General features: G+C 40.3%; 33 protein-coding genes and 1 pseudogene. 8 read left to right on the top strand and 26 right to left on the bottom strand.

Translation table 11 applies throughout. The features are described 5' to 3' along the window. Nucleotides 1–112: 112 nt before the first annotated feature. The 7 genes and pseudogenes from AC0VXY_RS04075 to AC0VXY_RS04045 all read right to left on the bottom strand — a co-directional run bounded on the left by AC0VXY_RS04075 (nucleotide 113) and on the right by AC0VXY_RS04045 (nucleotide 4,811). Nucleotides 113–659 (bottom strand): annotated as a pseudogene (locus AC0VXY_RS04075) (T6SS immunity protein Tdi1 domain-containing protein). 277 nt (nucleotides 660–936) lie between these two features. Then, complete coding sequence (locus tag AC0VXY_RS04070; protein WP_475527806.1) at nucleotides 937–1,296, bottom strand: SMI1/KNR4 family protein; 360 nt, start codon at nucleotides 1,294–1,296, stop codon at nucleotides 937–939. A 104-nt stretch (nucleotides 1,297–1,400) separates the two neighbouring features. Then, a complete protein-coding gene (locus AC0VXY_RS04065) occupies nucleotides 1,401–1,520 on the bottom strand; it encodes an HNH/ENDO VII family nuclease (protein WP_475527805.1) in 120 nt (39 codons plus the stop codon). A 228-nt stretch (nucleotides 1,521–1,748) separates the two neighbouring features. Next, on the bottom strand, nucleotides 1,749–2,222 hold the full coding sequence (locus tag AC0VXY_RS04060; RefSeq protein ID WP_324746981.1) for an SMI1/KNR4 family protein: 474 nt from the start codon (nucleotides 2,220–2,222) through the stop codon (nucleotides 1,749–1,751). Between the two features lie 23 nt (nucleotides 2,223–2,245). Next, nucleotides 2,246–4,147 (bottom strand): T7SS effector LXG polymorphic toxin, encoded by a 1,902-nt coding sequence (locus AC0VXY_RS04055; RefSeq protein ID WP_475526993.1) that lies wholly within the window; start codon nucleotides 4,145–4,147, stop codon nucleotides 2,246–2,248. A 12-nt stretch (nucleotides 4,148–4,159) separates the two neighbouring features. Next, nucleotides 4,160–4,441 carry a YwqI/YxiC family protein gene (locus AC0VXY_RS04050; RefSeq protein ID WP_475526992.1) on the bottom strand — a complete coding sequence of 94 codons (282 nt, stop codon included), beginning with the start codon at nucleotides 4,439–4,441 and terminating at the stop codon, nucleotides 4,160–4,162. A 199-nt stretch (nucleotides 4,442–4,640) separates the two neighbouring features. After that, nucleotides 4,641–4,811, bottom strand: a complete 171-nt coding sequence (locus tag AC0VXY_RS04045; RefSeq protein ID WP_475526991.1) for a hypothetical protein — start codon at nucleotides 4,809–4,811, stop codon at nucleotides 4,641–4,643. Nucleotides 4,812–4,978: 167 nt separating this feature from the next. On the opposite strand from AC0VXY_RS04045, the gene AC0VXY_RS04040 reads away from it, so the two are divergent. Next, on the top strand, nucleotides 4,979–5,848 hold the full coding sequence (locus AC0VXY_RS04040) for a helix-turn-helix domain-containing protein (RefSeq protein ID WP_475526990.1): 870 nt from the start codon (nucleotides 4,979–4,981) through the stop codon (nucleotides 5,846–5,848). Nucleotides 5,849–5,884: 36 nt separating this feature from the next. On the opposite strand, the gene AC0VXY_RS04035 is transcribed toward AC0VXY_RS04040, so the two are convergent. The 16 genes from AC0VXY_RS04035 to AC0VXY_RS03960 all read right to left on the bottom strand — a co-directional run bounded on the left by AC0VXY_RS04035 (nucleotide 5,885) and on the right by AC0VXY_RS03960 (nucleotide 17,470). After that, on the bottom strand, nucleotides 5,885–6,328 hold the full coding sequence (locus AC0VXY_RS04035) for a hypothetical protein (protein ID WP_475526989.1): 444 nt from the start codon (nucleotides 6,326–6,328) through the stop codon (nucleotides 5,885–5,887). A gap of 16 nt (nucleotides 6,329–6,344) precedes the next feature. Next, a complete protein-coding gene (locus AC0VXY_RS04030) occupies nucleotides 6,345–6,905 on the bottom strand; it encodes a thioredoxin domain-containing protein (RefSeq protein WP_475526988.1) in 561 nt (186 codons plus the stop codon). A gap of 13 nt (nucleotides 6,906–6,918) precedes the next feature. Then, complete coding sequence (locus AC0VXY_RS04025; protein ID WP_475526987.1) at nucleotides 6,919–7,425, bottom strand: MauE/DoxX family redox-associated membrane protein; 507 nt, start codon at nucleotides 7,423–7,425, stop codon at nucleotides 6,919–6,921. A gap of 11 nt (nucleotides 7,426–7,436) precedes the next feature. Continuing rightward, nucleotides 7,437–9,158 carry an ABC transporter ATP-binding protein gene (locus AC0VXY_RS04020; RefSeq protein ID WP_475526986.1) on the bottom strand — a complete coding sequence of 574 codons (1,722 nt, stop codon included), beginning with the start codon at nucleotides 9,156–9,158 and terminating at the stop codon, nucleotides 7,437–7,439. Nucleotides 9,159–9,651: 493 nt separating this feature from the next. After that, nucleotides 9,652–10,146 carry an LURP-one-related/scramblase family protein gene (locus tag AC0VXY_RS04015; protein ID WP_475526985.1) on the bottom strand — a complete coding sequence of 165 codons (495 nt, stop codon included), beginning with the start codon at nucleotides 10,144–10,146 and terminating at the stop codon, nucleotides 9,652–9,654. 125 nt (nucleotides 10,147–10,271) lie between these two features. Further along, nucleotides 10,272–11,312 (bottom strand): thermonuclease family protein, encoded by a 1,041-nt coding sequence (locus AC0VXY_RS04010; protein WP_475526984.1) that lies wholly within the window; start codon nucleotides 11,310–11,312, stop codon nucleotides 10,272–10,274. A gap of 253 nt (nucleotides 11,313–11,565) precedes the next feature. Beyond that, nucleotides 11,566–12,174 (bottom strand): hypothetical protein, encoded by a 609-nt coding sequence (locus AC0VXY_RS04005; RefSeq protein WP_475526983.1) that lies wholly within the window; start codon nucleotides 12,172–12,174, stop codon nucleotides 11,566–11,568. Between the two features lie 100 nt (nucleotides 12,175–12,274). Beyond that, on the bottom strand, nucleotides 12,275–12,562 hold the full coding sequence (locus AC0VXY_RS04000; protein WP_475526982.1) for a hypothetical protein: 288 nt from the start codon (nucleotides 12,560–12,562) through the stop codon (nucleotides 12,275–12,277). 207 nt (nucleotides 12,563–12,769) lie between these two features. Further along, nucleotides 12,770–13,024, bottom strand: coding sequence for a hypothetical protein (locus AC0VXY_RS03995; RefSeq protein WP_475526981.1), 255 nt, complete (start codon nucleotides 13,022–13,024; stop codon nucleotides 12,770–12,772). Nucleotides 13,025–13,098: 74 nt separating this feature from the next. Continuing rightward, a complete protein-coding gene (locus AC0VXY_RS03990; protein WP_475526980.1) occupies nucleotides 13,099–13,329 on the bottom strand; it encodes a hypothetical protein in 231 nt (76 codons plus the stop codon). 78 nt (nucleotides 13,330–13,407) lie between these two features. Next, nucleotides 13,408–13,746 (bottom strand): hypothetical protein, encoded by a 339-nt coding sequence (locus AC0VXY_RS03985; RefSeq protein ID WP_475526979.1) that lies wholly within the window; start codon nucleotides 13,744–13,746, stop codon nucleotides 13,408–13,410. A gap of 312 nt (nucleotides 13,747–14,058) precedes the next feature. Then, nucleotides 14,059–14,316, bottom strand: a complete 258-nt coding sequence (locus AC0VXY_RS03980; RefSeq protein ID WP_475526978.1) for an Imm59 family immunity protein — start codon at nucleotides 14,314–14,316, stop codon at nucleotides 14,059–14,061. A 16-nt stretch (nucleotides 14,317–14,332) separates the two neighbouring features. Next, nucleotides 14,333–16,249 carry a T7SS effector LXG polymorphic toxin gene (locus AC0VXY_RS03975; RefSeq protein WP_475526977.1) on the bottom strand — a complete coding sequence of 639 codons (1,917 nt, stop codon included), beginning with the start codon at nucleotides 16,247–16,249 and terminating at the stop codon, nucleotides 14,333–14,335. A 20-nt stretch (nucleotides 16,250–16,269) separates the two neighbouring features. Next, on the bottom strand, nucleotides 16,270–16,569 hold the full coding sequence (locus AC0VXY_RS03970; protein ID WP_475526976.1) for a DUF5344 family protein: 300 nt from the start codon (nucleotides 16,567–16,569) through the stop codon (nucleotides 16,270–16,272). Beyond that, nucleotides 16,570–16,998 (bottom strand): YwqH-like family protein, encoded by a 429-nt coding sequence (locus AC0VXY_RS03965; RefSeq protein ID WP_475526975.1) that lies wholly within the window; start codon nucleotides 16,996–16,998, stop codon nucleotides 16,570–16,572. A 202-nt stretch (nucleotides 16,999–17,200) separates the two neighbouring features. Continuing rightward, the gene (locus AC0VXY_RS03960) at nucleotides 17,201–17,470 is read right to left on the bottom strand and encodes a DUF3949 domain-containing protein (RefSeq protein ID WP_475526974.1); all 270 of its coding nucleotides are present in this window, start codon (nucleotides 17,468–17,470) and stop codon (nucleotides 17,201–17,203) included. A gap of 149 nt (nucleotides 17,471–17,619) precedes the next feature. Between AC0VXY_RS03960 and AC0VXY_RS03955 the strand changes: the two genes are divergently transcribed. The 3 genes from AC0VXY_RS03955 (at nucleotide 17,620) to AC0VXY_RS03945 (ending at nucleotide 18,778) form a co-directional block, all read left to right on the top strand. Next, entirely contained in the window at nucleotides 17,620–17,973 is a 354-nt protein-coding gene (locus AC0VXY_RS03955; protein WP_475526973.1) for a hypothetical protein, read from the top strand. Between the two features lie 86 nt (nucleotides 17,974–18,059). After that, nucleotides 18,060–18,404: a hypothetical protein gene (locus AC0VXY_RS03950; RefSeq protein WP_475526972.1), complete on the top strand. Its 345-nt coding sequence runs from the start codon at nucleotides 18,060–18,062 to the stop codon at nucleotides 18,402–18,404. Nucleotides 18,405–18,475: 71 nt separating this feature from the next. After that, nucleotides 18,476–18,778: a hypothetical protein gene (locus AC0VXY_RS03945; protein ID WP_475526971.1), complete on the top strand. Its 303-nt coding sequence runs from the start codon at nucleotides 18,476–18,478 to the stop codon at nucleotides 18,776–18,778. Between the two features lie 79 nt (nucleotides 18,779–18,857). Here the strand turns inward: AC0VXY_RS03945 and dhaK are convergent, their stop codons facing one another. Beyond that, on the bottom strand, nucleotides 18,858–20,615 hold the full coding sequence (gene dhaK, locus AC0VXY_RS03940) for a dihydroxyacetone kinase subunit DhaK (RefSeq protein ID WP_475526970.1): 1,758 nt from the start codon (nucleotides 20,613–20,615) through the stop codon (nucleotides 18,858–18,860). A 244-nt stretch (nucleotides 20,616–20,859) separates the two neighbouring features. On the opposite strand from dhaK, the gene AC0VXY_RS03935 reads away from it, so the two are divergent. The 4 genes from AC0VXY_RS03935 to AC0VXY_RS03920 all read left to right on the top strand — a co-directional run bounded on the left by AC0VXY_RS03935 (nucleotide 20,860) and on the right by AC0VXY_RS03920 (nucleotide 23,651). Beyond that, nucleotides 20,860–22,113, top strand: coding sequence for an RNA polymerase sigma factor (locus AC0VXY_RS03935; protein ID WP_475526969.1), 1,254 nt, complete (start codon nucleotides 20,860–20,862; stop codon nucleotides 22,111–22,113). 90 nt (nucleotides 22,114–22,203) lie between these two features. Further along, a complete protein-coding gene (locus AC0VXY_RS03930; RefSeq protein WP_435993112.1) occupies nucleotides 22,204–22,578 on the top strand; it encodes a YciI family protein in 375 nt (124 codons plus the stop codon). A gap of 44 nt (nucleotides 22,579–22,622) precedes the next feature. Continuing rightward, complete coding sequence (locus tag AC0VXY_RS03925; RefSeq protein ID WP_475526968.1) at nucleotides 22,623–23,063, top strand: YybH family protein; 441 nt, start codon at nucleotides 22,623–22,625, stop codon at nucleotides 23,061–23,063. 84 nt (nucleotides 23,064–23,147) lie between these two features. Then, entirely contained in the window at nucleotides 23,148–23,651 is a 504-nt protein-coding gene (locus AC0VXY_RS03920; protein WP_475526967.1) for a DinB family protein, read from the top strand. A 61-nt stretch (nucleotides 23,652–23,712) separates the two neighbouring features. Here AC0VXY_RS03920 and AC0VXY_RS03915 read toward each other — a convergent pair whose 3' ends face one another. Both AC0VXY_RS03915 and AC0VXY_RS03910 read right to left on the bottom strand, forming a co-directional pair. After that, entirely contained in the window at nucleotides 23,713–24,519 is an 807-nt protein-coding gene (locus AC0VXY_RS03915; protein ID WP_475526966.1) for a lysostaphin resistance A-like protein, read from the bottom strand. 11 nt (nucleotides 24,520–24,530) lie between these two features. Next, complete coding sequence (locus AC0VXY_RS03910; RefSeq protein ID WP_475526965.1) at nucleotides 24,531–26,030, bottom strand: class I adenylate-forming enzyme family protein; 1,500 nt, start codon at nucleotides 26,028–26,030, stop codon at nucleotides 24,531–24,533. Between the last annotated feature and the right edge of the window lie 3 nt (nucleotides 26,031–26,033).

Genomic DNA, 26,033 nt, shown 5'->3' with positions numbered 1-26,033 from the left:
ACGACATTGGATTTTCTACCTGTAAGGATTACTTAAGTCTTTCAAAGTGAAAACCACCTGCTGCCTAAAGCAAGTGGTTTAGTAGTTCGACCAGTAAATGAATTTCGGACTTTTACTGAACTGGTCCCATAAACTCAGTAATAACCAGAATATGTTCCTTCAATTTCACTTTGCTTAAGTTTTCTACTTTTTCATTTCCACCTAACCCTAATAAAGGAGTGTATCCAAAACACTCATCATAGTCAGGGGCCACTGTAGGTTCTAAGCGCATCGGGATAAGGCTGCCACATTAATTCATCATTCATAAAGTCTGAATCTTTTAAGTCATCAAAAAAGAATTCAAACCCGGATGAAACAACATTAACATATCCTTTTCGATAGTTTATTAAATTTACATACTTACCCTTTTCCCATACTATAATATCACCCATCGCTGTTGCAAAAATGGGAATCGCCTGCTCATACCTTAAATAGCTTCTCTCTAAAATATCCAAATAATCGTCTGGATTAATAACTTTTATAAAGCCATTTAGAAAAGTACCATAACCATACCTTTCCCAAGTTTCTATTAATTCTCCAGGAAGTTTAGCCTTGTATTTTAAAATAACATCTTCATCAATTTTTTCATTTTTTATAAAATCGCTAAATATAGTTCTCAATAAATACCCCCTTAGACTATTTAGTTAATTTCTCATTTACATGATTATTCTTTAAGAGCAGACATCATTGGCGGTTTAGGAGATAAAAGAGTAAATTCCTAAATGGTCACAAATGGATATATAGAATTGATGTTTTTGATGAAGAAATTTACTTTGTCAATTCCTTATGACAGATGAAAACCAAGATCACTCACGTAAAACAAAACACCTGTTACCTAGTAGGCAATCAAGTGCTTTATAATAAGCTACATAAGATATTTTGTTTCTATTTTCAATCTCAAAGATCTTCTTCCCATGCTTCTTTTGCGCTCAGTAACCTTTGTGATAAAAACTCATAAAAATTCTTTGCCGTACTGAAATCATCAAGCCCCCCTGTCCTATTCCACACTATTACCGGGCACTCATTATTTTCCATTTCACTCGTATTAAGACAATAAACATATTCTCCAGCATCTTCAATAACTACTAGTTCCTTTTCCATTCCTAACTCTCTATATCTCTTAGTACTCACAACCACAGGAGTTCTATTTGACTTAGCCACTCCTAAAATATCAACACCAAATAGCCCACCAGAACCATAAGTAGTTAAAAACCACTTGAAACTTTTTGGTAATTCCACCCCTAGCTCATTTTCAATTGAATGAATTTAAATTTCATCTACTCCGCCTGTAAAGTCATCTGATTCCTTATGCTCATTAACAAGGTTTGATAATTCCTCTTTATTCATTCCAGGTTCCTCCTTTACAATTCAATTTTATCTATCTGATTAGCTCTCCATCTCCAATATTTACTTCTAAAATTATCGTATTGCTTTCCTAATATGGGGTCGTTTTTAAAACTCCCACCAAGGTGGCACCATATTCTCCCTATTCATTTTAACAAGCACGAAATATATGGCCGTGCCTCCACTCTTCTATGTTTTTCACATATCTATAAGACTTCAATATCTCCACATCATACACCAAGTCTAATATCTTCTGCCTATTTTTTTACAAAAAAGCACCTGTTGCCTATTAAGGACAATCAAGTGCTTTAGATAATTCTGATTTAAGAGTATTCTATTCAAGTTTATATTTATAAAACTTGAATCTATTCTGTTAACATATTTAGAAATCCTTCGAAGCTACTATTGATCATATATGTTACGGGATTCAAATCTGAAGACTCTTCATGATTCCACACGCAAACTGTAGGCTCTTCACCATTTTTACTGTAGTCTAAGCATACAAAGTCACCTGCAAATAATACAGCTATCGGTAAGAGTTCAGTACCTACTAAATCTTCATCAAACACAATTCTTTCTTCCAATTGTGTTCGAACTACTCCTATGTCGTAATACTCATCTTCTCTTTCCCCAGTTACTTGCAAAGTACATAAAAACCTATCAATCGCATACATGTGGTTATTACACTTAAAACTATCCTTTATAGGAATACCACCATTGTATTTTTTTATAAATTCTTTATATGAATCTGGTAATTTTATTCTCCACTTGCTTTCTTTTTCAAATAATAATGTATCATCCGGCAAGGGATATATAATTGATCCATCCTTGAATTCCATATTTCAATACCTCCTCAAAGTTGTTACCTAGGAGCGTCTGCCCACATTCCTTTTGTTCTTCCTCCATTATGAGGTGTAATATTGTGAATACCAAAGGGAACTAACTCCATTCTACTAGGAACTTCTGTATGATGCCATGTCATTCCTTTTCTTGTACCGCCTATTTGTTCATCCAACCACTTAAACTGTTCTTTGTCCGATAACTTCCAAAACACTTCTGGTAGTTGTACAGTTTCTTCTACAACACCTGCTCTTGCGAAGTCAGCAAATCCGTATCTCATTCCAGCTACTTTTGTAACCTTTATTTCAGGAATGTGCCCTTTTTCTATAGCCATTTCTTTAATCTTTCGTTTTTGAGCAGAAGATAAACTATCTCCACCGGGAATGGTGTCGTCCCATGACCAAGGTTTGTTTAAGTCTACATGTTTTTTATATACTTTTGCGTAGTCTTCAATTACTTCATCAAATTTCTTATTACCACTAATAAAATCATCAATATTTCTTAAATTTGTTTCATTGACTTCCTTACTTTTAACTATACCCTCATTTCCAACCCTTCGACCCTTCTCCTTCCCAAAAACCACCACATGCCCATCCTCATTCAACAACACCTTCCCCATCCTGGAGAAAGCATCGGACTGAGCAACCCTCGAAACCGGACCGGCCACTACCTTTTGATACGTCTTCTCCATCACCGATTTCACTTTTCCTGGATTCAGGACATTTTTGGTCTTCCGGAATAGCTCTTGAAGATGTCCAGAAAAAGCGTTCAGTCCCAGTACCCTTTTCCCAGTTCGGGAAGAAAGCAGCTGATGAGCAGTGTCCTCCACTTTTCCAAAGGTGCTTTTGACTCCGTCGTGGATGAAGGTTTTGATTTTGGCTGTGGACATGACGTTGTAGGGAACGTCTGTCTTTGAGCTCATTTTGCCGGCTTTACCCATCTTGCCGGCTTTGTCTATGCCTTTCGCACCGAAAATGGACGCGGCGATGTAGGTTCCCGCGTAGGAAAAGTATCTCGCCCTGCTTCGCACGTCTCCGTTGACGACTTCTTCTTCAAAGGATTGTTTCAGGTCTCTCCATATGTACTTCGCCGTGTCGATGGGGTGAAGGACGGTATGAATAATGCCTTTGAAGAATCCAATGGGATCGGTGAACAGGGCGATGAGCGTGTCGACGAGATCGCTGACGATATCGACGATCGCAAACAGAGCTCCTTCCACGGTTCCAAGAAACTCGGATACTTTATTTTTGGCCATGACCGATGTAAATTCGGATAGTTTGGATAAAAACGATGAGTCTTCCTGATGAGCCTTCTTCTCTATTATACCAAGCTTTCCTTTTTGAAAAACAGTTTGGAGCCGAGCGATTTGCTGCGTCATCGTATGGACCTGTTCTTCAAGGGAAGATAGAGAAGCCGTTTGAGTATGGTCGAACTCATGCAGCTTTCGGAGGCTCCGTTCTTTTTCCTCCTGGGCATGGGTCACCTGCTGTAAAAACGACCACTCCTGGATTCTTGGCACCGATACGATGTCTGATACACTTCTGATGGTGGCATTGGCTTCCTCTGTCAGTTCCACCGTTATCTGCCGTGCATGGTGAAGATCTTCCTCCACTTCGTTGTCCAAGAAGCTCTGCCTCATGAACCCGTCAGGCGATGGCTCCACGTGACCGAGGGCCTCCTTCATCTGTCTGATGACGGATTGATAGTCGGATAAAAACAACTGGTATTGTTCCAGCATGGGTAGATGCTGATTCCGGTAGAAATCCCGAATTGCATTCCCGCCCTCCCCCTTAAACGCATCATCCAGATGGACGACTTCCTTAACGGCTCTTTCAATCTGTTGTGCCTGATCTTTCTGAGAGGACAGGGTTTCTTCTATTTCCTTCATTCCAAGTTGAAAACCGTCAACATCCAATATTTTCATAGAGTGCCTCCCTTACCGGCTCAAGGTCATGGTAGAAGAAAGAGTACGATCGGTTTCTTCCATGCCTTCTACGGAAAGTTGCGTGGCTGTCTGATTTTCCATCAAAAGCTGCTGATAGCTTTCAAGCATCTTCTGGCATTGCTCATTGAGTTCATTGAGCTTATTGATGACCTCAAGTTCATTCGCCCCGCCAATATGCCTTGGGTACGCTGTATTCCAAGCGTCAATCGTCTGACGAAGCTTCGAGAGCGCCCTCTCCGTCTCTGAATACTTAATCTGGATTTCAGTGTGCATATGGATCGGTCCTTTCTATTTAACATTTAATATCCTATAAAATTCCAATTCATAGACTATCGTACCATCGTTTCTGTGGTCATTCTATTCTGAAGCTAGGTTTTTCTAGAAATAGGAAATAAGTAACGGAAGCACGGGGACGGTTCTGCTGCTTCCATTGACAGAAAAAAGAAGCACGGGAACCGTCCCCGTGCTTCTTTTAACTTAATGTCCCAGGATCTTCTTCATCACTGTCTGGAGTGATGACATCTATAGAGCTATAGGCCTTATACGAAGAATCCTTGGGAGTTTGGCTTGCTGTGTGAGACAGGTTACCTGCATTGACAAATAGTAATAATGACAATAATAGTAGTTTTGCCGAGTTTTTCATGTTTCATATCCCCTTTGTGATCATGTAACTACATAATAACTTATTATGGATTTTTGTGAATCTTTAGTCTTATTTGATATACTATCTTTATACTAATAAATAGGTGCTCTTTAATCGTTATTTGACTAACGATATGAGTTTACGAATATTTTACGTAGGGGATAGTTATGAACATTGGAGAGAGAATCAAAGAGTTGCGTCAGAAGATCAACATGACACAGGGTGAGCTGGCTAAAGATATTTGCACTCAATCTTTCATCAGCCGATTGGAAGGGGGAAGTGTGTCTCCCTCCGCTGAAACCGTTTATAGACTATCTGAAAGACTGGGAGTTCCCATCTCTGCACTAATCAATCCTGCTTATAATGAGCGATATGACTACTTCAGCGAGGTTTATAAACAATTACGAAATGCCAGGGCGGCAAGAGACTACGATCAGGTACGCAAGTTAATCCATTCCCAAAAGAACAATCCTTTATTTAAAGACATTCGTTATCAAAAGATCTTCACATGGCATGAGAGCCTTTGTGCTTTTTTTATAAAAAATGACCTTGATCAAGCACTAGCCCTGATTAATTCTGCACTGGAAATGTCCTACAGCACCAAAAAGAATCTATCGGAAGAAGACTTAGAAATTCTCATTACCAAATGCAACCTACTAATAGAAGCGAAACGATACAATGAGGCGCAGAAAGAATACCAAACCGTGTTCAGCCACCTTAATCAGAACCTGCCACTATTAAATGATAAAATCGTCATTCGATCCTATTACAACTATGCCTATGTTTTATATCACACAGAAAAGTTTAATGAATCCATCATGTATTGCAATAAGGGAATTACCTATTGTACTGAACATCACTACTTATATGCACTGGGTGATCTCTATTTCATGCTGGGACGAAACTTCATCAAGCTGCATAATAAGGAGTCAGCCATCACTCATCTCCAGTATGCCAAAATGGCTTATCACTTACTGAAAAGCGAAAAGAATATCAATATGACTCAAAGCCTCATCACACAAATGAAAGACGCGTGAGACTCACATGAAAAAAGCATCCTAAGCGGGATGCTTTTACTCGTTCATAGATGCTTTGGTTTTATTTATTTGGTACTCAGATACTTGCACGAGGCCGATTACTGGTGAATCACCTTCGCATTCTTGTAAAGAGATGGATCCAGTTCTTTCCTCAATGCTCTTGCAGCTCGTGTTCACCCGTTCTTCCCCTTTACCATCTGTTAGTTCATACGTCAACGATTCTCCATCGAACTTCATTTTATTTAGCGTCACTTGACGATTCGAGAAATTCGAGAGGATCAGTTCCGATTCCTTATCAGCCTTAACATCCTCTATAAAGGATAATAGTTTATCCAGATTTTCTACTTTTCCCTCTTCATTTACAATCGTGTCCCCATTATCAGTCGCTTCAGCGATGGTGTATTGCTTTTCTTGAGGGGCACTGGAACATCCTGATAGTAAGAGTCCTGTTAGGGTCAACCCCGTTAGTAGTTTCTTCATTCTATTGCCTCCCTTATTATGATACGGTTTCTTCTCTTAAAGAGATAGCAATCATTTCTTGTATATCTTTCAGACTGCCTGCCTCTCCGTATTGAATAATGTTTCGCTTGGCGTCAATGGCGATACCATAGGGCAGACTCGGAATGCCCAATTTGAAAAATAGATCATTATCCAGAACCATGGGGATATTCTTTTCCTTTAAGATATGGAAGTATTTCAAGTGTGATTGCTTCTCATCCTTCATGGAAACCACGGCAATTTCTTGGTGTTGGGGTAATTGAATTCGGTGGAGATTGGTTAGAACATCTTCACACGCCATACAAGTGGGTGATACAAATAATAAGAATTGATACTTTTTTCCGCTCATTGTATCGACTTTTCCAGATGTAGAAATGGATTCTGCCTGATATTCAGGAAAATGGGTATTAAATGATAATCCCCCTTTGCCATGCCTCTCCATCTTCTCTACCTTGCGAATATATTCCCCTACTAATTTAAGGGTTTGATAGAACAGTATGAGTAAAACGGCAATGACTGCCCATTGTATAATATATGCGATCATCCATGGTAGCTCCACACGGATCCCTCCTTTATATTTTTTTCAATTCGACTAACTTAGATAAACTGAAGACGACTAACACCGCCGTTATTGAAGTCAACACTGCCGGCAGGAGAGAATCAAGATGATATTGATTCACTCCAGAGAAAAGATAGACCATCAGCAAGCAACAAATCAATGCACCATTCCTCCATACAGATTTCTTGGTAATGGCTTGACTACCAATCAGCCCCCCGCATCCACAATCTATCTTTCTTCCCGTCCTTAATGGTTGAATCATCGCCCACGAATAGGATGTTAAAAGGAAGAACCCGCAACCAAGGGCGAGATTTAAGTGAAACCCACTCATCAAACCAGCAGCAATGAACAACTCCAAAACACCAAGAAAAACGACTGCTGGTTGGACGAGAATGTTCGGAAGCAGATCATAACTCTTCACAGAGAAAAGATGCTTTTTGAAATGAATGAACTTATCAAAGCCCGTCGAAAGAAATAGAATGGACAAAATGACAGAAGAGTATAATGCTAAATATTCCATAGGTCTCCTTTCTATGCATACCATCTTGCCTGCATATTAAATAATCGGGCGTATTCTGAATCGTGAGTGATTAATTCATCATGATGACCCATCTCCACTAACTCTCCATTTTTCATGACAAGGATCCTGTCTGCTATTCTTGCTGAAGCCATTCTATGAGAGATGTAAATCGTGGTCTTTTGTTTCGTTAAGACTTCGAATTGCTTGAACACCTCAAGCTCTGCTTTCGGATCGAGAGAAGCCGTTGGTTCATCAAGAACGAAGATTTGGCCACTTTTAAAAAGGGACCTGGCGAGCGCCACCTTCTGCCATTGACCTCCCGATAAATCCTCCCCTTCAAACAAAATTTTCCCTAGAATTGTTTCATATTTCGCACTATATCGGGATACAAAAGAATCGACGCCTGTTTGTTTTGCAACATCCATCATTTTGATTTCATTGCTTTCATCTTCATGTAGACTAATTGTAATATTTTCCTTAACGCTCATATTGTACTTTACAAAATCCTGGAATATCACTGTGAGGTTCTTATATAATTCCTCTTGCTTAATGTCTTCTAGGAGAATTTGATCAAAATAGATCCCACCATGTGTCACCGGATAAAGTCCCATCAGACATTTCACTAAAGTTGTCTTACCAGATCCGTTCTCACCCACTATGGCAATTTTTTCTCCGGGACGTAGGATAAACGAAATGTTTTTCAGTACTTCCCTATCACTATGGGGATACTTAAAGGATACAGAATCAAATTCAATTCCTTGGTCCAGGGTCTCCGGAAAGTTGTTCTTCCCTTTCACGATGTTCAATGACTGATCCTCGAACTCCAGGAATAAGAATAGATCTTGAATGTATAGAAACTCACTGAACACGTTGGCCATTCCAATCGACAGATCATTGATTGTATTCTGAGTTCCCTGAACTGCTTGCATAACCCCAACAAAGTCACCTATTTTCAAAGTTGTTGTTTTCAATAATCGAATTAAAAAGAAGGCATTAAACACATAGATGAGTGCCGTGAACATTTGTAATCCTAAATGTGCCATTTCCCGCCTCTTCGATAAATTGAAGAGTAATGTATTATTCTCCTGAAATAGGTGACTCCATTTATTCAATAGATAGTCCTTCAAATTAAATAACCGGATTTCCTTGGCCATATCCCGATCATTCAACAAGGCAGATAAATAATGGGCTTTCCTGATCGAAGGTGTTTGATAACGTAACAATCGAAACTGCTTATTTCCAAACTTCCCTTGAACTATCAACACAGGGATGGCCATCAGTGCACTTGTTACCGCCAGCAGCCAGTGAATATGAATGAGAAAGACGAAAAATGAAGTTAACGTAACAATGTTCTGACCTATATCCAATACAGCTTTAATGGGGCTCAATAACCGTTCGCCAGAACTCCCCATAATCCTGTCGTGATGATGATGAAACTCCGTATTATCGAAATAAGACAGAGGTACAGACGCAGCCTTCTCCGATATTTTTTTCTCTAATTTATAGTCAAGCTTCTGCTCAATTCGCAGGTCGAATATCTTCATCAAATTGATGGCAGCCGATTGAAAGAATAACATGGCAAACTGTAAGACCAACAACCACACAACTGAACCCAAGCCCTCATTTTCATTATTAAAGTACAGGGTAATTTCATTAATAATATTCTGAATCAATAATACAGACACAAGGGGTATAAATCCTAATACAATCCGCATGAGTAATGAAATGATCATCCAGACTTTACCTGATTCCCAGATCAAGGACAATGCTTTTTTTATAAAATGAAACGGTCTCATCTAATCACCAATATTCTCAATTTCTTTAAATGATGCACGATGCCGACCTATAAGGCCGGCATCATTTTAACCAATTAGAATACACGTACACATTTACACGTTTTTGTTCCATCTGAGAAAGTTAAACATTCATAAGCATATCCACAAGAACATCTTTCATCGTAGCAAGGAACCTTGCTCGGTCCCCCACTTAGTTTAGTAGCCAGTTTCTTCAGCATGACAGCACCTCCTCATTATTAATTGAACTTACTTGTTGAGTATATAACATTATTTATTATTAAGAATTTTCAGTATTCAATGATTTACGATCGTTTTATTATTTATTATGACAACTAGTGACCACTTCCTTAGTTGAATATGAAGATAGTAATATTATCGGGTTTCATTTCTCAACAGAAAAAAGCACGGGAACCGTCCCCATGCTTCTCTTCTAGTTAGCTGACGATGCAGCCGCTGATTCATCCGCTTTCACACAATCTATCGCAATGACAAGTGCAATCATAATCGTTTCCATCTCTTCATTTATGACGTTCACCCTGTAGCTGTCGCCCCAACTGAACCACTCCTTACCCACTTCACCAACCACTTTGCCATACTGTAACACTTGGAAATTCATATCCCACCAGTTACCCTGCACTTCAATGCCTCCCGCATCAATTGAATAGCGCGCTTTTAAAAAGGATAACTCCTTCTTAATCGTCAACACCTCTTGACCATTTACCTCCACAAAAAACTTCGGTAAGAAGCTGAACGTCTTCTTCGTAATCAGCGCTACTTCTTCCCTGCTTGCATCCATAATGGAGAAAGTCTTCGGAACCTTCATAAAGCTTCCTTCCACATAATATCGATCCTTCTCCTCATGATCCTTCACCGTGAATTTCCCGCTCAGACTGAATACCTTTTGTTTGATATAAAGCTGTTTCATGATTTCCCTCCCCAACTTAAGTCCTTATATTATCTACGATTGAGTTGGGATCATGTTCCAATATTTTTACTATTACCCCAAAACAAAAGCCATTCCCTTACAAAAGGAATGGCCCGTACTCTCTCTTATCTCTCACACGCCCAGTCGTCCTTATCCCGGTCATGCTTCCGTGCATAAGCAGGATGATCGGATGGGACTCCATCCGGATAGACTTTTCTCAGTTCCGTACAGTTTTGATAATACTCTTGTCCTTGAGCAGCTGCCGGTTCTTCCGTTGTGGCACTGGAGCCGGATTTAGGTGTGGCGGCTGTCGTTGTTTTCTTTTCTTCCTTTAGATCCAGATCCCCTTTGGTGGTGCCATCTTCATCATAAGCCCAGAGGCCCGTTTCCTTCTCCCTTGCTTCCCTGGCAAATTTCGCGAAGTACTCGCTGTACTTCACATCCGGATTATAGGTCGACGGCTCTGCATATCCGTTTAATACTAGGTCCGCATTGAACATCTTAGTCCGGATTTCTTCTTCGTCCAAGTCATCCTTAGGAATCTCAAGCCAGATAAGACGCAGGAAACGATTGTACCGATCCGTTTCGGACACATCTTTTTGAAGCCAGACCGTCTTGCCTTCTAACTTTTCGGTCGTATAGTTACTTGCTTCTTTTCCATATTCTTCTGTTCTCGTTGTGGACTCAGGGGTGTTGACGCCTATGAACCGGACTTTTCTTCCATCCTTCAATTCGACTGTATCGCCATCTACCACTCGGGAAACCAGCACTTCTTCCAATCCGAATGAGTCGGCCAGCTCCTGCTGCTCTTTCTCAGCTTCCGCTTTTTCCTTTGCTACTTGCTCTTCTTCTTCCTTGGCTTTCTTCTCTTCCACCGCCTTCTTATCTTCCTCTGCTTTTGGCTGTTGGTCGGCTTCATTCTCAGCATTCTCAGTTGCTACTTGATCCACTTCATCTGATGGAGATGCACAGCCCCCGGTGATGACTACTAGAATTCCGATTATCATCAACCAGCCTGGCTTCCTGAAGAACATCCTCTTTTGAGAAGTTTGGTATAAACCAAATCCCACAATCAATAATCCAACCCATGCTACCGGCGTTATCATCGCCATGAGCAAGGGGAAAATGATGACCACGGCAGCCATGGTGACACGTAATCCGTTCATTTCAGCACCTCATTACAATATTTCGTTAAAATCGTTCTCGATTCTCTTTGGATAACTCCGTAATTTAAATCGGGTTTGTATTTTAATTGTATTACAAAATCTCTTATTTATCTGACAATCTCACAATTTAGTAAAGATTTTTCTGTATATGGCTGAAAAAAGGAAGCATGGGGACGGTTCTCCTGCTTCCCCCTCATAAAAAAGACGCACGAGAACCGTGTCCCCGTGCATCCTTTGTCATTTTTCTCAAACGCTACCCCAACAGATATAATTCTTTTAACGTTTCAATAAAGTCACTATCATCTTTCACTTCAGTCTTATCAATAAGCCCATAAAATTGTCTAAGTTTAGAAGTAAAATTGCATAGAACAATAGCTGCACGATTCAAGTTTCTAGATTTAATTATGTACGTCTTAGAATCACGCTTTCCTAAGAATAGAACATTGTACTTATCATTCGTACTTTTCTCTAATATTATTTTATCCGGCACCATTTTTAATAGTGAATAATAGTTGTCGTCTGAAAACGTTTTTAACATCCTTTGAAGATCATTAAATGATGCTGCATTTTCAACCGCAACGTGACTATCTGTATTATATTTTCTTTCTTCCAATTTACTCTTTGCAAAGAAATATAAAGCTATGATGGATTTATATTTATCTTTAAATACATCTACTTTGTATGCTTTTCCTTCGTTAACCTCAAAAAGCTCATAAAGATCCATTCCTTCATTTAAAGTTAATTTAACAGTGGTTTCAGGATAATCCCCTCCACTTATTGGTGCGACGCAAATAAAGTCTTTTTCACTTTTAATTACTTTAAACTCAGTCTCAATGAAATGATATATACCATCGATGTTCAAATTTCACACTCCCATATTTTTAATGTAAAAGAAGCATGAGAACCAGAACCGTCCCTGTGCTTACACACCTAAGTTTATTTATTGTTTTTTTCAGAGGTAGTTATCTTAGCTTCTTATACTCCTCATATAAATCTAATAATTGTTTTCCAAGTTCACTATTAAAATCCCAGGAGTCAGCAATAGCTTTTGAATATGTTGGGACATGACTATTGCTTTCAATCATTGATTCGATATCTTTATAGAAATTTTCAAGTTGACTTATTGTCCCATCTTTACCTTGACCAAATTTGTGAGCTTTAATTTCACACTCTAGCTTCGCTTTCGCTTTTTCAGCTTCTTTAATAAAATTAAGTGTTTTATTAAGCTGTCCAGGTTCATAATATACCATTATTCTACACCTTAATATTTTGATTTCCTAGTTGAAACTTCAGACTACCTGCTTTTTCTATTTTGGGCTTAGCCCCCGACACCGTTTCTCCATCCCGGTCCAGAAATCCTGGCAAATTTCTGTGAAAGAGGGTTGGATTCCCTTCCATTTAACCAAACGCTCACATTAAAAAAGAATCACAAATGTTAAACACCGTGACTCTCTCTGTTAAGAAATATCTTTACTACGTTTCACTCTGCTTTTAGTTATGCTACTCATGACACTAAATATTTCCTCTTCTGTCCCTTCTTGAACAATATCAAAGTCCTGTGGTTCCCCTACCATATAAATTTTCCATACACCATCTTCTTCGAAACAACCTGTGACATAAGGAATTATCTTCTTTTCTCCAATAACTATATTTAATTTATTTGTGTCTATGTTTTGTATTGCTATAAATTTTTCAAACTCTTTTTTAGTCAAAGTATTATTTCTCCCTTTTTTTCACCAATTGGAATGTTTATCCATTATGTATAGAGAATAAAGTAGAAACCTTGTCACAAGTCAAAATTCTCACGAATAATATTATATAGATCCTTACACGCTTCATCCTCAGAATCAAACTTCTTTAGTTGAGATTTACTTCCCCGTTCACTGTAATATACTTCCCAAAAATCCTTTTCTTCATTTAAACAGTAAGATTCGTTTGGTAATCCACCAGTTAAACTATAAGCATCATTGGATACATTCGCTTCTCTTAATAAATGTAATAATTCACCTTTTTTCATTTTTCTTATTTCACAATCTTTCTGATCAATTTTATTTTTTATAAAATTGACTTCTAACGCTTTAAATAGATCATTAGATTAATTGTATCTTAGAATAATAGAACTTACGCAACCTTTTTTATCAAATACAGATTCTACATACCCCCAAGAATAATGGTAAGTTTCGTTCCCTAAAACACTTAATAACCAATGGTCATGACTATTTTTCTTAGAAATCTCAACATCTTCTGTCCGGCTGTTCCAAGATAACCCTTTCACTACCTCTGATAAGTGTATCTCTTTAAGCTTTCCATCATTAAAAAATAAGGTTATAAAGAAGTCCTTTCCATTAATTTCTTGTGCCTCTTCTATTGAATATCGATTATCAGCAGTTCCTCCCTTGGATAAAGGAGTAGCCATAAATGTCTCAGCAGACATTTATGAATTTAAAACTATTTTTCCATCATCCAATATTAATGAACCAGTAGCTTTATCTATCATTTTTATATCTCCCTACCATTACTTGAAATTTTTTAGACGTTGAGAGTAGATTGGTTTTATAATCCCTTTCTCAATCAATACATTTGTGGAAGGTTTCCAGGACCGTAAACGGAGTCAAACTTCTCTCTTCATTTCGTTTCTACATTCAGGCCCCAGAGATCCTGTCTTGAAGCATAGGGAAGGTTCTATTACTTTCCAGAAATAAAAAAAGCACGAGATTCGTTCCCGCGCTTACTTTCGCTTACATAGCTATAATAAATTTTTTAAATATTTCCGCATTGCTTTGTCTCCCCTTAGCCTCTCAATAAAATCTGTTAATGCATCACTTTCAGCTTTATATTTTTTTTCTCCTGTTTTCGTTGCCCTTTCATTATTTGTATATACTATCCACTCATTAGCATCTTTCTCAATAACCACCACCCCTTCATTGGTGGTATCGTCGCAGAAAAAACAATAGTTTTCTAACTGTTCAGTTTGAATTATTTTTTTTGCTTTCTCTATGTTCATTGTGAGCCCTCCTTGTTTAGAATAAAATTTTTATAACACCTAAATCTTCTAAAAGTTTTGCTGGTAGTGGTAATTGATATTGAATGCCTCCTCCAATTGATCCAAAACCTGGAGCAATTTCTCCTTTTTGAACGACTAAATCCTCAAAAGTCAGAGAATATTTTTTCATATAACCTTCAATTGCAGCTTTTAAATCTTTGTTAGGAGTCCTCTTAATATAGGATTCAATATCGTTAAAATCCCCAACAATTTCATATTGATGATATTTTGTTGTATCTTCAAGATATGGTAAAGAACGTTGGTCGTAAGAATAGGGTTCGCCATCAATAACTGGAGAAGTAAACCTCCCTTCTTTAGGTCCAAATCTATCAATCACCTCACCAACTTCTGGAAAATATAGTTCCTTTATTGGGGCACCTGATGAATCCAGTTTAAATCCATCATTAGGAACCTGTGACCAATCTATTCTACCATCACGCTTTAAAACACTTGGCTCTTTAGGAATTTGAATTTCCTCTGGCCATTTTCCTGAAGTAGAAAATTGGTTGGCATAACTAGTTCCATTATATCCATCTAAATTTTTTAAATATATTATTAATTCTTCTACCTTACACTTTGAATTTCCCAACAAAAGTTTAGGATTCACACCTTCAACCTTATCCCTGTAAGAAAACCTACTCCACCCAGGCTCACCACCAACCAACATCCCATTATCAGCAGCTACCATCGGTCGGTTATAAAGATCATCAATCCCCAACCGTATCTGATCCCATCTATGCGACAATGAAACCTTCGGAACAGCTCTCGGTGCAGGGGTTGATATATTCGTGCCACCTTTCACTTTCAACCCGGGTTTGGCACCTCCGACAAGAAGTGCAGCCAGGCCAAAGCTATTCATCCAGTGTTCTTTCGAATAGGCGTCTTCTGGATTGACTGCCCCGTTGAAAAGGTCCATCCCGCCCATTGTCAGGTAGTTGATAAAGTCAGAGCCGGAGTCGGTTGCTACCTCCGCTCTTTCATTCAGACCACTCATGAATCCCTTGCCTAAATCAAGGCCGCCTGCCGTAATATAGTTTCCAAAATCATAGACGGAGTCAAACTTCTCTTCATTCCGTTTCTCCATCCCGGCCCAGAGATCCTGTCCGATTTCTTTAAAGCTGTTAAGGGATTCCATGAACGGATTTTCATTGACTTCTTCTTCCGGGAGTGGCTTGGGCTCTCTTTCCTGTTGCTGTGCTTCCTTGAATTTCAAATAAGAGTCTGTCTCGGCTGTAATGTCATCCGTCAGCTGATAGGCGTCACTGGAGTAATAGGCTGCCGCATTGAAATAAAGCGGTGATATGTGGCTGCCCTGCGTGGACGATTCCATTAACTCCTTCATGAGACCTGTGAGTACCTGTTCACTGGATTCTAAATGAAGATATTCCCGTTTTAATTCTTCATCAAATTGATTAACGGCGTCAAGTGTATCTTCTCGTTTCCTCCTCGCGTCTTCCATATGGGCATCGAACCGTTCTCTCGAAAAGACGTTCAATGGATGGAAATCGCTTATACGATTGAGGATTCCTTGAAGTCCCTGCTGTTGTGCAGCGACCATTTCATCTGATCGTCGCTCACTTTGACGGAGGTCTTCCTCCAGGAATGGAAGTTCCACCGATTCCCTGCCAAGGTTTCGCCCATCGGCGTCACCATGAATGCCGTCGAAGAAAGCGATGTTCCTTTCAGCAAGTTGAATCCAAACCTCAACGACATCGATTTGAGCGCCGTAGAAACCTTTAATGGCATCGGCACCCTTTCCCTGAAATTCATCGTCAAGGTCCACAATGGCTTGAAAAGAGTGGTTAAGTGTTATCAGTTGATCTCTTAATGTTTCGTATTCATGTCGGCGTGATGACATTGCGTCTAGTAAAGTAGGGGCTTCATATACTTTCAATGGTCGCGTCTGCCTTTCTTTCAGGATTTGGTTACGGCTTCATCCTGTTCTTTTAAAACCTCTACATTCGCTTTTGTATCTTGTATATTTTTTTCAACAACGGCGATGTATTCCTTCAATATCTGGTGAATGTTCTGTTCACGTTGGATCCATGCATCTGTATAATGCAGCTTGTTCCGTCCCAACTGCTCTTGTGCAGGTGGATTCAACTGTAGCCGTTCCAGGTTGTGCATCACTTCATTCAGTTTCGCCATGACCGCATGATGGTTAAGCTTTATTTGCTGAGCTGATCCTCCTCCAGATACCGGGCTCACATTCATCTAAAACAACCTCCCTTTCAAGTCACTGATTTTATGAGAAACCTGCTCATAAAAATCTTCCCCTTTTGAAAGTAAATGTTCTGCGTCATTAGCCAAATGACCATAGAAGCTGATAACACCCTGCTGAGCTTCCAATAAATGAATCTTTGATTCTATTGAGCTGACATATTCGTCATAGTTTTCATGTCCGATCTGCCTCATGGCATGGAGGGCAGAATCCCGGTCCGTTTGATATTCTTCAGACCTTGGGCCCACCCAACTTTTATGTAATTCCGGCTGCTGTATTTGCTTAATTTCACTAAGTAGTTGACTTTGCTCATGCAAAATGGCGTTCTTCGCTTCCCTCAACCGCGAAATCTTTTCCTGAATATCGCTCGATTGGGAATGGATCACACTCTGAATGTAATTTAACTCATTGTAGAGTCCCATTTCGGCATCTCCCTTACCAATTAATCCGCTAAAATACCTATAAAATTCCAATCACCTTTGATATCGTACCACCCTTTTGTTCATCATTCTACTCAGTAACGAGAACATAACAAAAAAAGGAAATTATTCATGATTCTTTTGTACCACCATTTTTATGAACCCAAACCTTTTAAACATTAAAAACCCCCTATATGTCGATGACTCACTTCCCACCCCCACCATGCCTCACTCTATACAAAATCGAAGCAAAAAGATTAGCCAGAAAAAACAACGGGTTCCCCTGCATATTCCCATGAAGGCTCAGTTCACCAGCGTTCATGGCATCATACATATCCCCCTGTTTCTTTCCTTTTAACCGGTTCTTCTCCTCTTCAGCTTTTAAAGCGATCAAGAAGCGATATTGCATAGGTAAGATCAACAGGGAAATCAACACATATATCCCGATAACAGCTAGAAAGATATACCATTTCATTTTGACTGCCTCCTTAAGTACATCACTGTTTTTACTCCTTATATATGTATACGTTTAACTGAATTGGAAAGTTTCGTTAATGGAAGTCTTTTGTCAGGTGGATAATTTGAGTATGATAGATAGAGAGTTGCTTAGAAAAGGAGATTCATATGTATGTGTATGTAGATTACATAACTGATATCATCAAACTATTCATCATCGTGGTCCTCTCCACCCAATTTGCATATGGATGCACCATTCTTTTATTGGAAAGAACCATGTTGGATTACTACGATTTGGCCGTTTACCGCCCTGCAACCACGATCTTTCAAAAAATCACGAACGCCTTCCAAAAGGGCATGTTCGGTTCCGGATACTACATTTATACGAAGATCGGAAAGTACAATTGGTTTGTGCGAAAGATTCTATATTTGCTATCGCTGATTGTGCAAGGCGTTCTTTCCATTATCATCTATTACCTATTGGCCTGGCTGGTTGATTTAATCTTTGGTTTGATTATTTAATGGGGAGCATGGGGACGGTTCTCCCCCTTCCAACTCATATAAATGAAGCGAAGCAACCTTCCCATGCTTCTAAAAAGGAGACACACATGCTATTGATTCTCCCAACAATCATTGAATTCATAAAGTATCTATTGATTGCCATCTTACTCACACAATTCGGTTTCGGTTGTCTGATTTTATTATTTGGAAGAACCATGGTGGATTTCTACACAATCTCCATTTACGAAAAGCCTGAAAATCCATTTCAAAGAATGAGTAACGTTTTTCAGAAGACCACCATTGGATTTGGGTATCTTCTTTACACCAAAGTGTCAAGATTGAATTGGGTGCTGGGTAAGGTCTTATTACTGGGATGTTTACTAATACAAGCCATCCTATCGGTTATTCTGTATGAAATCATTTTGGAATTGCTACATTGGCGATCATTCTAAACTATTCCTAAGGGAAAAAGAAAGGAAAACGTTATGTTCTTACGCCTGATGATATTGGTGAATTTATTTTATTGGCCATTGCTGCCGTACTAGCCATCCAGTTCGCATACGGCTGCACAATCCTGCTCTTAGAGAGGACCATGCTGAACTTCTACGACCTGTCCATTTATCGTCCCGCTACCACCGTCTTTCAAAAAATACAGAACACCTTCCAAAAGGGACTGCTTGGATCTGGGTACTATATTTACACGAAAATCGGAAAGTACAACTGGTTTGTCCGAAAGATCCTATTTATCCTTGCGCTGTTTGTTCAAGGAGTTCTCTCGATTATCGTCTACACTTTCCTTTCCTTGATAAAAGAACTTATTGTTTAAGGAGCACAGGGACGGTTCTCCCGCTTCCAACCGACAAAAAAAAGAAGCGAGAGAACCGTCCCCTTGCTTCCATCAACCTTTACTTCAAACTCTCCGCAAGCTCCGTAAATATTACCCCAAGCGCATAAGCACCTGCATCCGGATGTCCAAGGCTTCGTTCCCCAACCGTACCGGCACGCCCCATCCGGGCAACGATATCCTTGGTTTTCTCGGCTCCTTCTACAGCGGCCGCTGCTCCTTTTTCAAACGCGGTCTTGAAGTCAGCTCCGTTTGACGCACTTTCCGACCAGGAGTCCGCGCAAGGAACGAGTGCATCCACGAGGGTTTTGTCCCCGACTTCTGCTCCTCTGCCGAAGGATCGTTCGCCTGTATCCTGGATTCCCTTCACGGCCGCTTGCAGCATGTCCGCAAATTCTCCCACGGTCAGTTCCTTTCGATCCTCTGCCGCTTTCCCTGCCGCACGGAACGCAGATCCCCATATTGGACCGGAAGCACCTCCGCAGTATTCCATGATGACCATGGAACTTGCATCCAGGAAGCTTCCTATGGTGAGATTCTCCTGACTAAGGATGTCTTTCCACTCCCGCTTCAATTGCTTGAAGCCTTTGGAAACGCTCATTCCAAAATCCCCGTCTCCGGCATGTGAATCCAATTCACAGAATGGTACTTCATTCTTGATGATGATGTCGCTCATTTTGTCCACAAGATATATCATGTTTTCGAGTGTCGCTCTATCATTTTTAATCACAGCATGTTCTTCCGGCGTTTCTACTTCGAAGGAGACTGGTTTCGTTTCCTCATCTTCCTCGAGATCGATGTACTCCACACCCGGGACCGGCCCGTCCACTCTGAACGCAGGCGCAGTGCTTTCACTTGAGAGCAATGTTTTCAACTCTTCATCAAGCTTCATCACGGTCAGGGAAACGCCTGCCATGTCAATGCTTGTCATGTAATTGCCGACAAAGGTACGATTAATCTGGATTTTTTTATCGGCCAAAATCCGGGTAACGGAATTGTTGAAAAGGTAGAGTTCCTGTAGCGGAGTCCCTCCAAAGCCGTTTACAAGGACCGCAATCTCGGAAGAATCCCCATCTTCCATCTTCAAATCCTTCAGAAGGTCATTTACCATACGATCTGCCAGTTCGTCAGCGGACGCGGTTTTTTCCCGTCTTGTCCCCGGCTCTCCGTGAATTCCGACACCATATTCGATTTCGTCGTCAGCCAATTTGAACGTCGGAGATCCACTGGCTGGGACCGTACAGGATGTCAGGGCGAATCCGATGCTGCGGACATTCTCGGCGGCTTTCTCCGCCACGGCTTTCACTTCCAGCAAGTCCCTTCCTTCTTCAGCAGCCGCTCCGGCCACTTTATGTACCAACACGGTTCCCGCGACACCACGGCGTCCCACTGTATAAAGGCTGTCTTCCACGGCAATATCATCATCCACTTTGACGTATTCCACAGGGATGCCATCCTTTGAAGCCATGTGAGCCGCATTTTTAAAATTCATGATATCCCCGCTGTAATTCTTAATGACCAAGAGGGCTCCCTTTTTACCGGCCGTCGCCTTGATCGCCTGATAGACCTGAATTTGAGAAGGCGATGCAAACACGTCACCGCACACAGCAGCATCGAGCATCCCTTTCCCAACTAATCCCGCATGCGCAGGCTCATGTCCGCTTCCTCCGCCGCTGATCAGCGTTACCTTCTCTTCATTCAAATCCTTTTTCTTCATCACCTTATACTTCTTCATAAACTCAAGCTCCGGATGAGCCATGGCCATCCCATTGCACATCTCCACGACCAAATCTTCAGGTTCATTCATGACTTTCTTCATTCATAACTCCTCCTTCAGTTTTGTGATTGCTCAAATTATCTCACTCACCTCGTTAAAACGAAAGTAAGAAGCATGGGGACGGTTCTGATGCTTCTTCTTGATGTGAAAATGAGCACTGTCACTATTGATCTTATGATAAAATGACATTATCAGAATTTTACAATTAATATTAGGGTGTGATTCCCATATTGGTTTCATTTTGATTTAGAATGCGTAATGCATTGGGGAAAGGAGGAACAAACACATGAAAGAGACTTCAATCCACCAAAGAATTGAGTCGATTTGGAGAGCGGAATCAGCTAAAGTAGTCGCATCACTTACTCGGATCGTGAAGGATATAAGCATTGCTGAAGATCTTGCTCAAGACACACTGATCATAGCACTTGAGCGTTGGCCAGTCTCTGATATTCCGGAAAACCCTGGTGCATGGCTGATGACTGTGGCTAAACGAAAAGCCATAGACATGCTTCGCAGAAAAAAACGGCTGGATCAAAAATATGAACAAATGGCTTACTCGATGAATACTCAGTACGATTATGACTTGGCTGATGAAATGGATGAAGAAATTAAGGACGATGTACTGAAGCTGATTTTTATGACATGTCATCCGGTGTTATCAAAAAACGCACGTGTAGCCCTTACCCTAAGACTGGTTGGGGGACTGACAACAGAAGAAATCGCAAACGCGTTTCTTGTACCTGAACCGACGATTGCCCAGCGAGTGGTGAGGGCAAAACGAAAACTTGTAGAAGCCAATGTTTCTTTCGAGGTTCCTAAGAAGGCTGAGTATGCAGAAAGGATTTCTTCCGTTTTGGAAGTGATCTATCTTATGTTCAACGAGGGATATTCGGCTTCTACAGGTAAACATTTGATTCGAATGAATCTATGTAACGAAGCATTAAGAATGGGAAGAGCTTTAGCAGAACTCATTCGTCTGGAACCGGAAGTTCATGGTCTTGTTGCGCTAATGGAAATACAAGCATCTCGTTTTAAAGCCCGAACAAATACGGAAGGTGAAATGATTTTGCTATTGGATCAAAACCGCTCGTTGTGGAGTCAGGAACACATCAACCGGGGTTTTGCTTCACTAAGAAAAGTAGAAGACCTGGGAGGCACAATTGGATTGTATGCATTGCAAGCTGCTATAGCTGCTTGTCATGCAGAAGCCGACTCACCAGAAAAAACCAATTGGGAGCGAATTTCAACTCTTTATCGTGCGCTTTCACATATTGCTCCTTCTCCCATCGTTGAACTGAATCGGGCGGTTGCTATTTCAATGGCCTATGGACCAATTGCAGGCTTGGAAATTGTCGATTCTTTACTTAAGGAACCAGCGTTGAAGAATTATCATTTACTTCCAAGCACCAAGGGGAATTTCCTCCTAAAGCTAGGAAGAAAAAAAGAAGCATATAAAGAATTCCAGCGTGCTGCTTCGTTAACCCAAAATGTACAAGAACAGAAATTTCTATTAAAACAGGCTGAAGATTGTATGAAATAAAAAATTAATTATTCGTTATGTCGATTTTCCGACTTGCTGATCGTTGTATGAATAGATACAAAAAATTCGAGTGACCTAGGAGAGATGACGATGATATTTTTATGTATGGGCTATTTCAACTCTGAAAAAATGGATGCACGTCCAAGTGCGGAAATAGAGGCTGTGATGGAGGAATGCCAGCCGCACACGGAGAAATTTTACGAAAGTGGGAAGGTGCTGCTTGATGCAGGTCTGGAGTCAGAAATCAAGAACTTGCGCCGTGTGGATGGAAAGGTCATGGTTACAGATGGGCCGTTTACAGAATCGAAAGAGCTGATTGGCAGCATATTCATTTTTGAAGCAGAAAACATGGATGAGGCGATCCAACTTGCTTCTATTCATCCGACCACGCAATTGAATATAGGAGAAGAATTTGGGTGGCGAATCGAGATCCGTCCAGTTCATTTTTTTAAGAATGATAAGTGAGTTAGCCATAATGTTTTTCACACTATTTTTAAGGAGTGGATGATATGACAAATAGAGCGGGATTGGTTCAGGACGTTCTTGAAACGTACAAACGCGCCGTCTACGAAAGCGATGTTGAAAAATTCCTATCTATCTATTCGGCAGACGTACATATTTATGACTGCTGGGGAAACTGGGAGTGTAAGGGTCTTTCTTTATGGAAAGATAGTGTTACAGAGTGGTTTAATGGTTTGAAGGAAGACCACTATGTACTACAAGTGGATATCAATGATTTAGTTATTGAGGAAAATACGAATATAGCATACGTGCACTGTGCAGTAACTTACTCTGCTTTCAGGGGGAATTCCGAAGAGAAACATCGTCAAATGACCAACCGTTTCACATTTTGCTTAAAAAAAGAGAACGAAGCTTGGCTAATCACACACGAACATTCTTCATTGCCAATCGATATGCAAACGGGAAAAGGTATCTTCAACCCAAAATAATAGAATTGGTAGAGAAAAATAGTGCATTTCTTCAAGAAGGAGAAGTGCTTTTTTTATTAAATGTATGAAAGAGGAGAAATGAACATGAATGACCTTAAATTGATCGAAACATACAAAAGCTTCCTACAAACCTATTCGTTGGAGCAACTCAGGTATGTACCTGAGCAAGGGGTCTGGTCCATCGGTCAAATGTATGACCATCTACTTGTCGTGGCACATGAGTATCTGGACAGTGTTGAAGCTTGTGCGCTGGCTGCTGGAGAGCAAACACAGGGGAAAACAGAGTTTGGAGAATACTTATTTAACATTGGTGGATTCCCGCCAATTAAAATCCAGTTACCGCCCGAACTTAATGCTGCCCCGGACAATACAAAAACGAAAGAGGATATTATACGAGAGCTCGATCAACTAATAAAACGAATGACAGAATTGAAAGTGAAAGCAGATGAAATCCACCCAAACTACAAACAGAAGCATGGAGGCTTTGGATGGTTGAATGCCCAGGAATGGTTTGACCTCGTTGGAATGCATTTTCGTCACCATCTGCGGCAGAAGTATGAGTTAGATGAAGCATGGGGACGGTTCTGATGCTTCTTCTGAATAAAAAAGGAAGCAAGAGAACCGTCCCCTTGCTTCCTGCGGGTATGGATCAATGAATGATGAATCCACTAAAGACCATAAAGAGGTTAATGATGAAATGCCATAGAATCGATGGGATGACACTTTCACTTCTATTCCTCACAACCGCAAAGAAAAAGCCTCCTATAGAAAAACTGATGGCAGCAGCAAATGGAATGCCTATGGCAATATGATGAAGGCCAAACGCAAGACTTGTCAGGATAAGGGCATAAAGCATTGATACTTGTTCCGAGAGTATCTGAAAGAACGCTCCCCTCCAGAGTAACTCTTCCAGGAAAGCATTCACCACGGAAAAAGCCAACGCAAAAACAAGTAAGTCCTTCATTCTTTCCCAGTCACCAAATATGAATAGAAGGATGGTGAATACCACCATATTTCCAAGTACTGAAAGCTGAAAGAATCGTTTGATCTTAATGGAGTGGAAACCATGTGTGATAAAAGGGAAATAGATGGGATTATCCCACTTGGGCTTTTTCAGGTTCAGCGAGAACGGCTTTCTACATACGATGGCTGTTACGACAATACTGATAATGATGAGGCTTAATAAGAGACGATCCATTAACACAATCAGCATAAGATCATCCGTATGGTGACGAAAAAGACCGCTTAAGAGAACGTAAACATAAAAGCTTACTAGAAAGGCAGACAAAATCATCATAAGATATCGCAGTTCCTTTTGTAAAAAAGCGAGAACACAGAAAATGACCGTTATGATCAATACCCATTGTGCACTAATACCATATGAAACTAATACGATTCCAAGTAAGTAAAGAACCCCGATGATAATATGGATCATACACATATTCGTGTTTTTCATGTTATCTCCTATCAATGAGTGGCTACATTTGTCATAAGACCGTAAAGTTTTGGTTTGTCGATTTTCCCCCCGAGATTAAACGGCATCTCTTTCAAGAATGTAACGTATTCGGGAATCTTGTGCGCCGGAAGTGTGAGCAATAGCTTTGTTTTTAAATACTCTTTCATTTCCAGCTCGTCAAATGGTTGATGACTTTCTTTTAAAACGACAAATGCTGCGGGGACCTGGCCCCATTTATCATCTTGAACGGGAAGGACGGCCACTTCTTGAACCCCTTTGATTTCCAGCATGCTATTTTCCAGCTCAGAAGGGTAGAAATAAAATCCGCCCCGATTGATGACCTCATTTTTCCTGCCTACAATAAATAGATATCCGTCTTCATCTAAATAGCCCACATCTCCAGTACGGATGTATCCATCGACAAAGGAATCCGCTGTTACATCCTTTTCAAATTTGTATTCTTTCATGGCATACTTGGACTTTACACAGATTTCTCCAGGAACCAATGGTGCTGCCTTTCCCTTTGTTTCATCCATTATGATTACATCGACGAAAAATTCCGGTTTTCCGGAAGATCGATTTTTCATTTTCCATTCTGATTTACTGATGGATGATATCGCACCTATTTCACTTGTTCCATAAAAATCAATGATGTCACATCTTGGAAAGTGGGATGCCATGCGCTCTTTTAAACCATCTGGCAAAGCTCTGCCGGTTGTCATCACTTCTTTCAAAGAATGCGGTGCTTCTTTAGACTCTGACTCCATATAGTTTACCAATTCATATAAATCCGTCGGCCCGGAAGTCATCTGCTTTACCAGATTTGCAGTTAGTAATTGATAGATGGTGCCTGGATCGTCTGAACGGCTGACCACCAGTGTATCTCCCTGAAGAATCGTGTTATAGGCCAAAGTCAAGTGAGAACGGAAGAACATGGGACGCACCAGTAAATGAACTGAAAATTTCTTCTTTAAAAAATCAGGAAGTACCGTGGGATTCAACGATTTCTTTAAGAGTGAAATTCCTTTCGGTTTCCCTGTTGATCCTGATGTAAAAAAGATCATTTCACTTTCATCATCATAGTGCTCGAATAAATGTGAGGCCGTAGTAACATTTCTATCCATGAAACCGATCGTGAGGTTTTCAACAAAGTGGGTCTTATCTTCCAAACCAGTGAAAGTACTTTGGAAATACAACTCTGTTATGACATATTTGACGTTATATTTACCACAAATGTCCTTAACATCTTTTTGAAAGAGCTGATAGTTCATCGGCATGATCGTGGCATCCAATTTCTCCAATGCCACTATGACGGCAAGGAACCGGCTGCTGTTTTTCATACAAACCATCACTCGATCATTCTTTTGAATCCCCATCTGGAGAAATGTCAATGCCCAATTCGTGCTGAGGATTTCAAGTTCTCCATAAGTCAGAGAAATATCATCATCTACTAATGCCAACCGATCCGGATGAAATCTGGCGAACGTTTTGATGCTTTTTATAATCGTCATTTT

This window comes from Rossellomorea sp. QJM3NY_18, from assembly GCF_056173145.1.
This window is presented reverse-complemented; position numbering and strand designations above follow the sequence as displayed.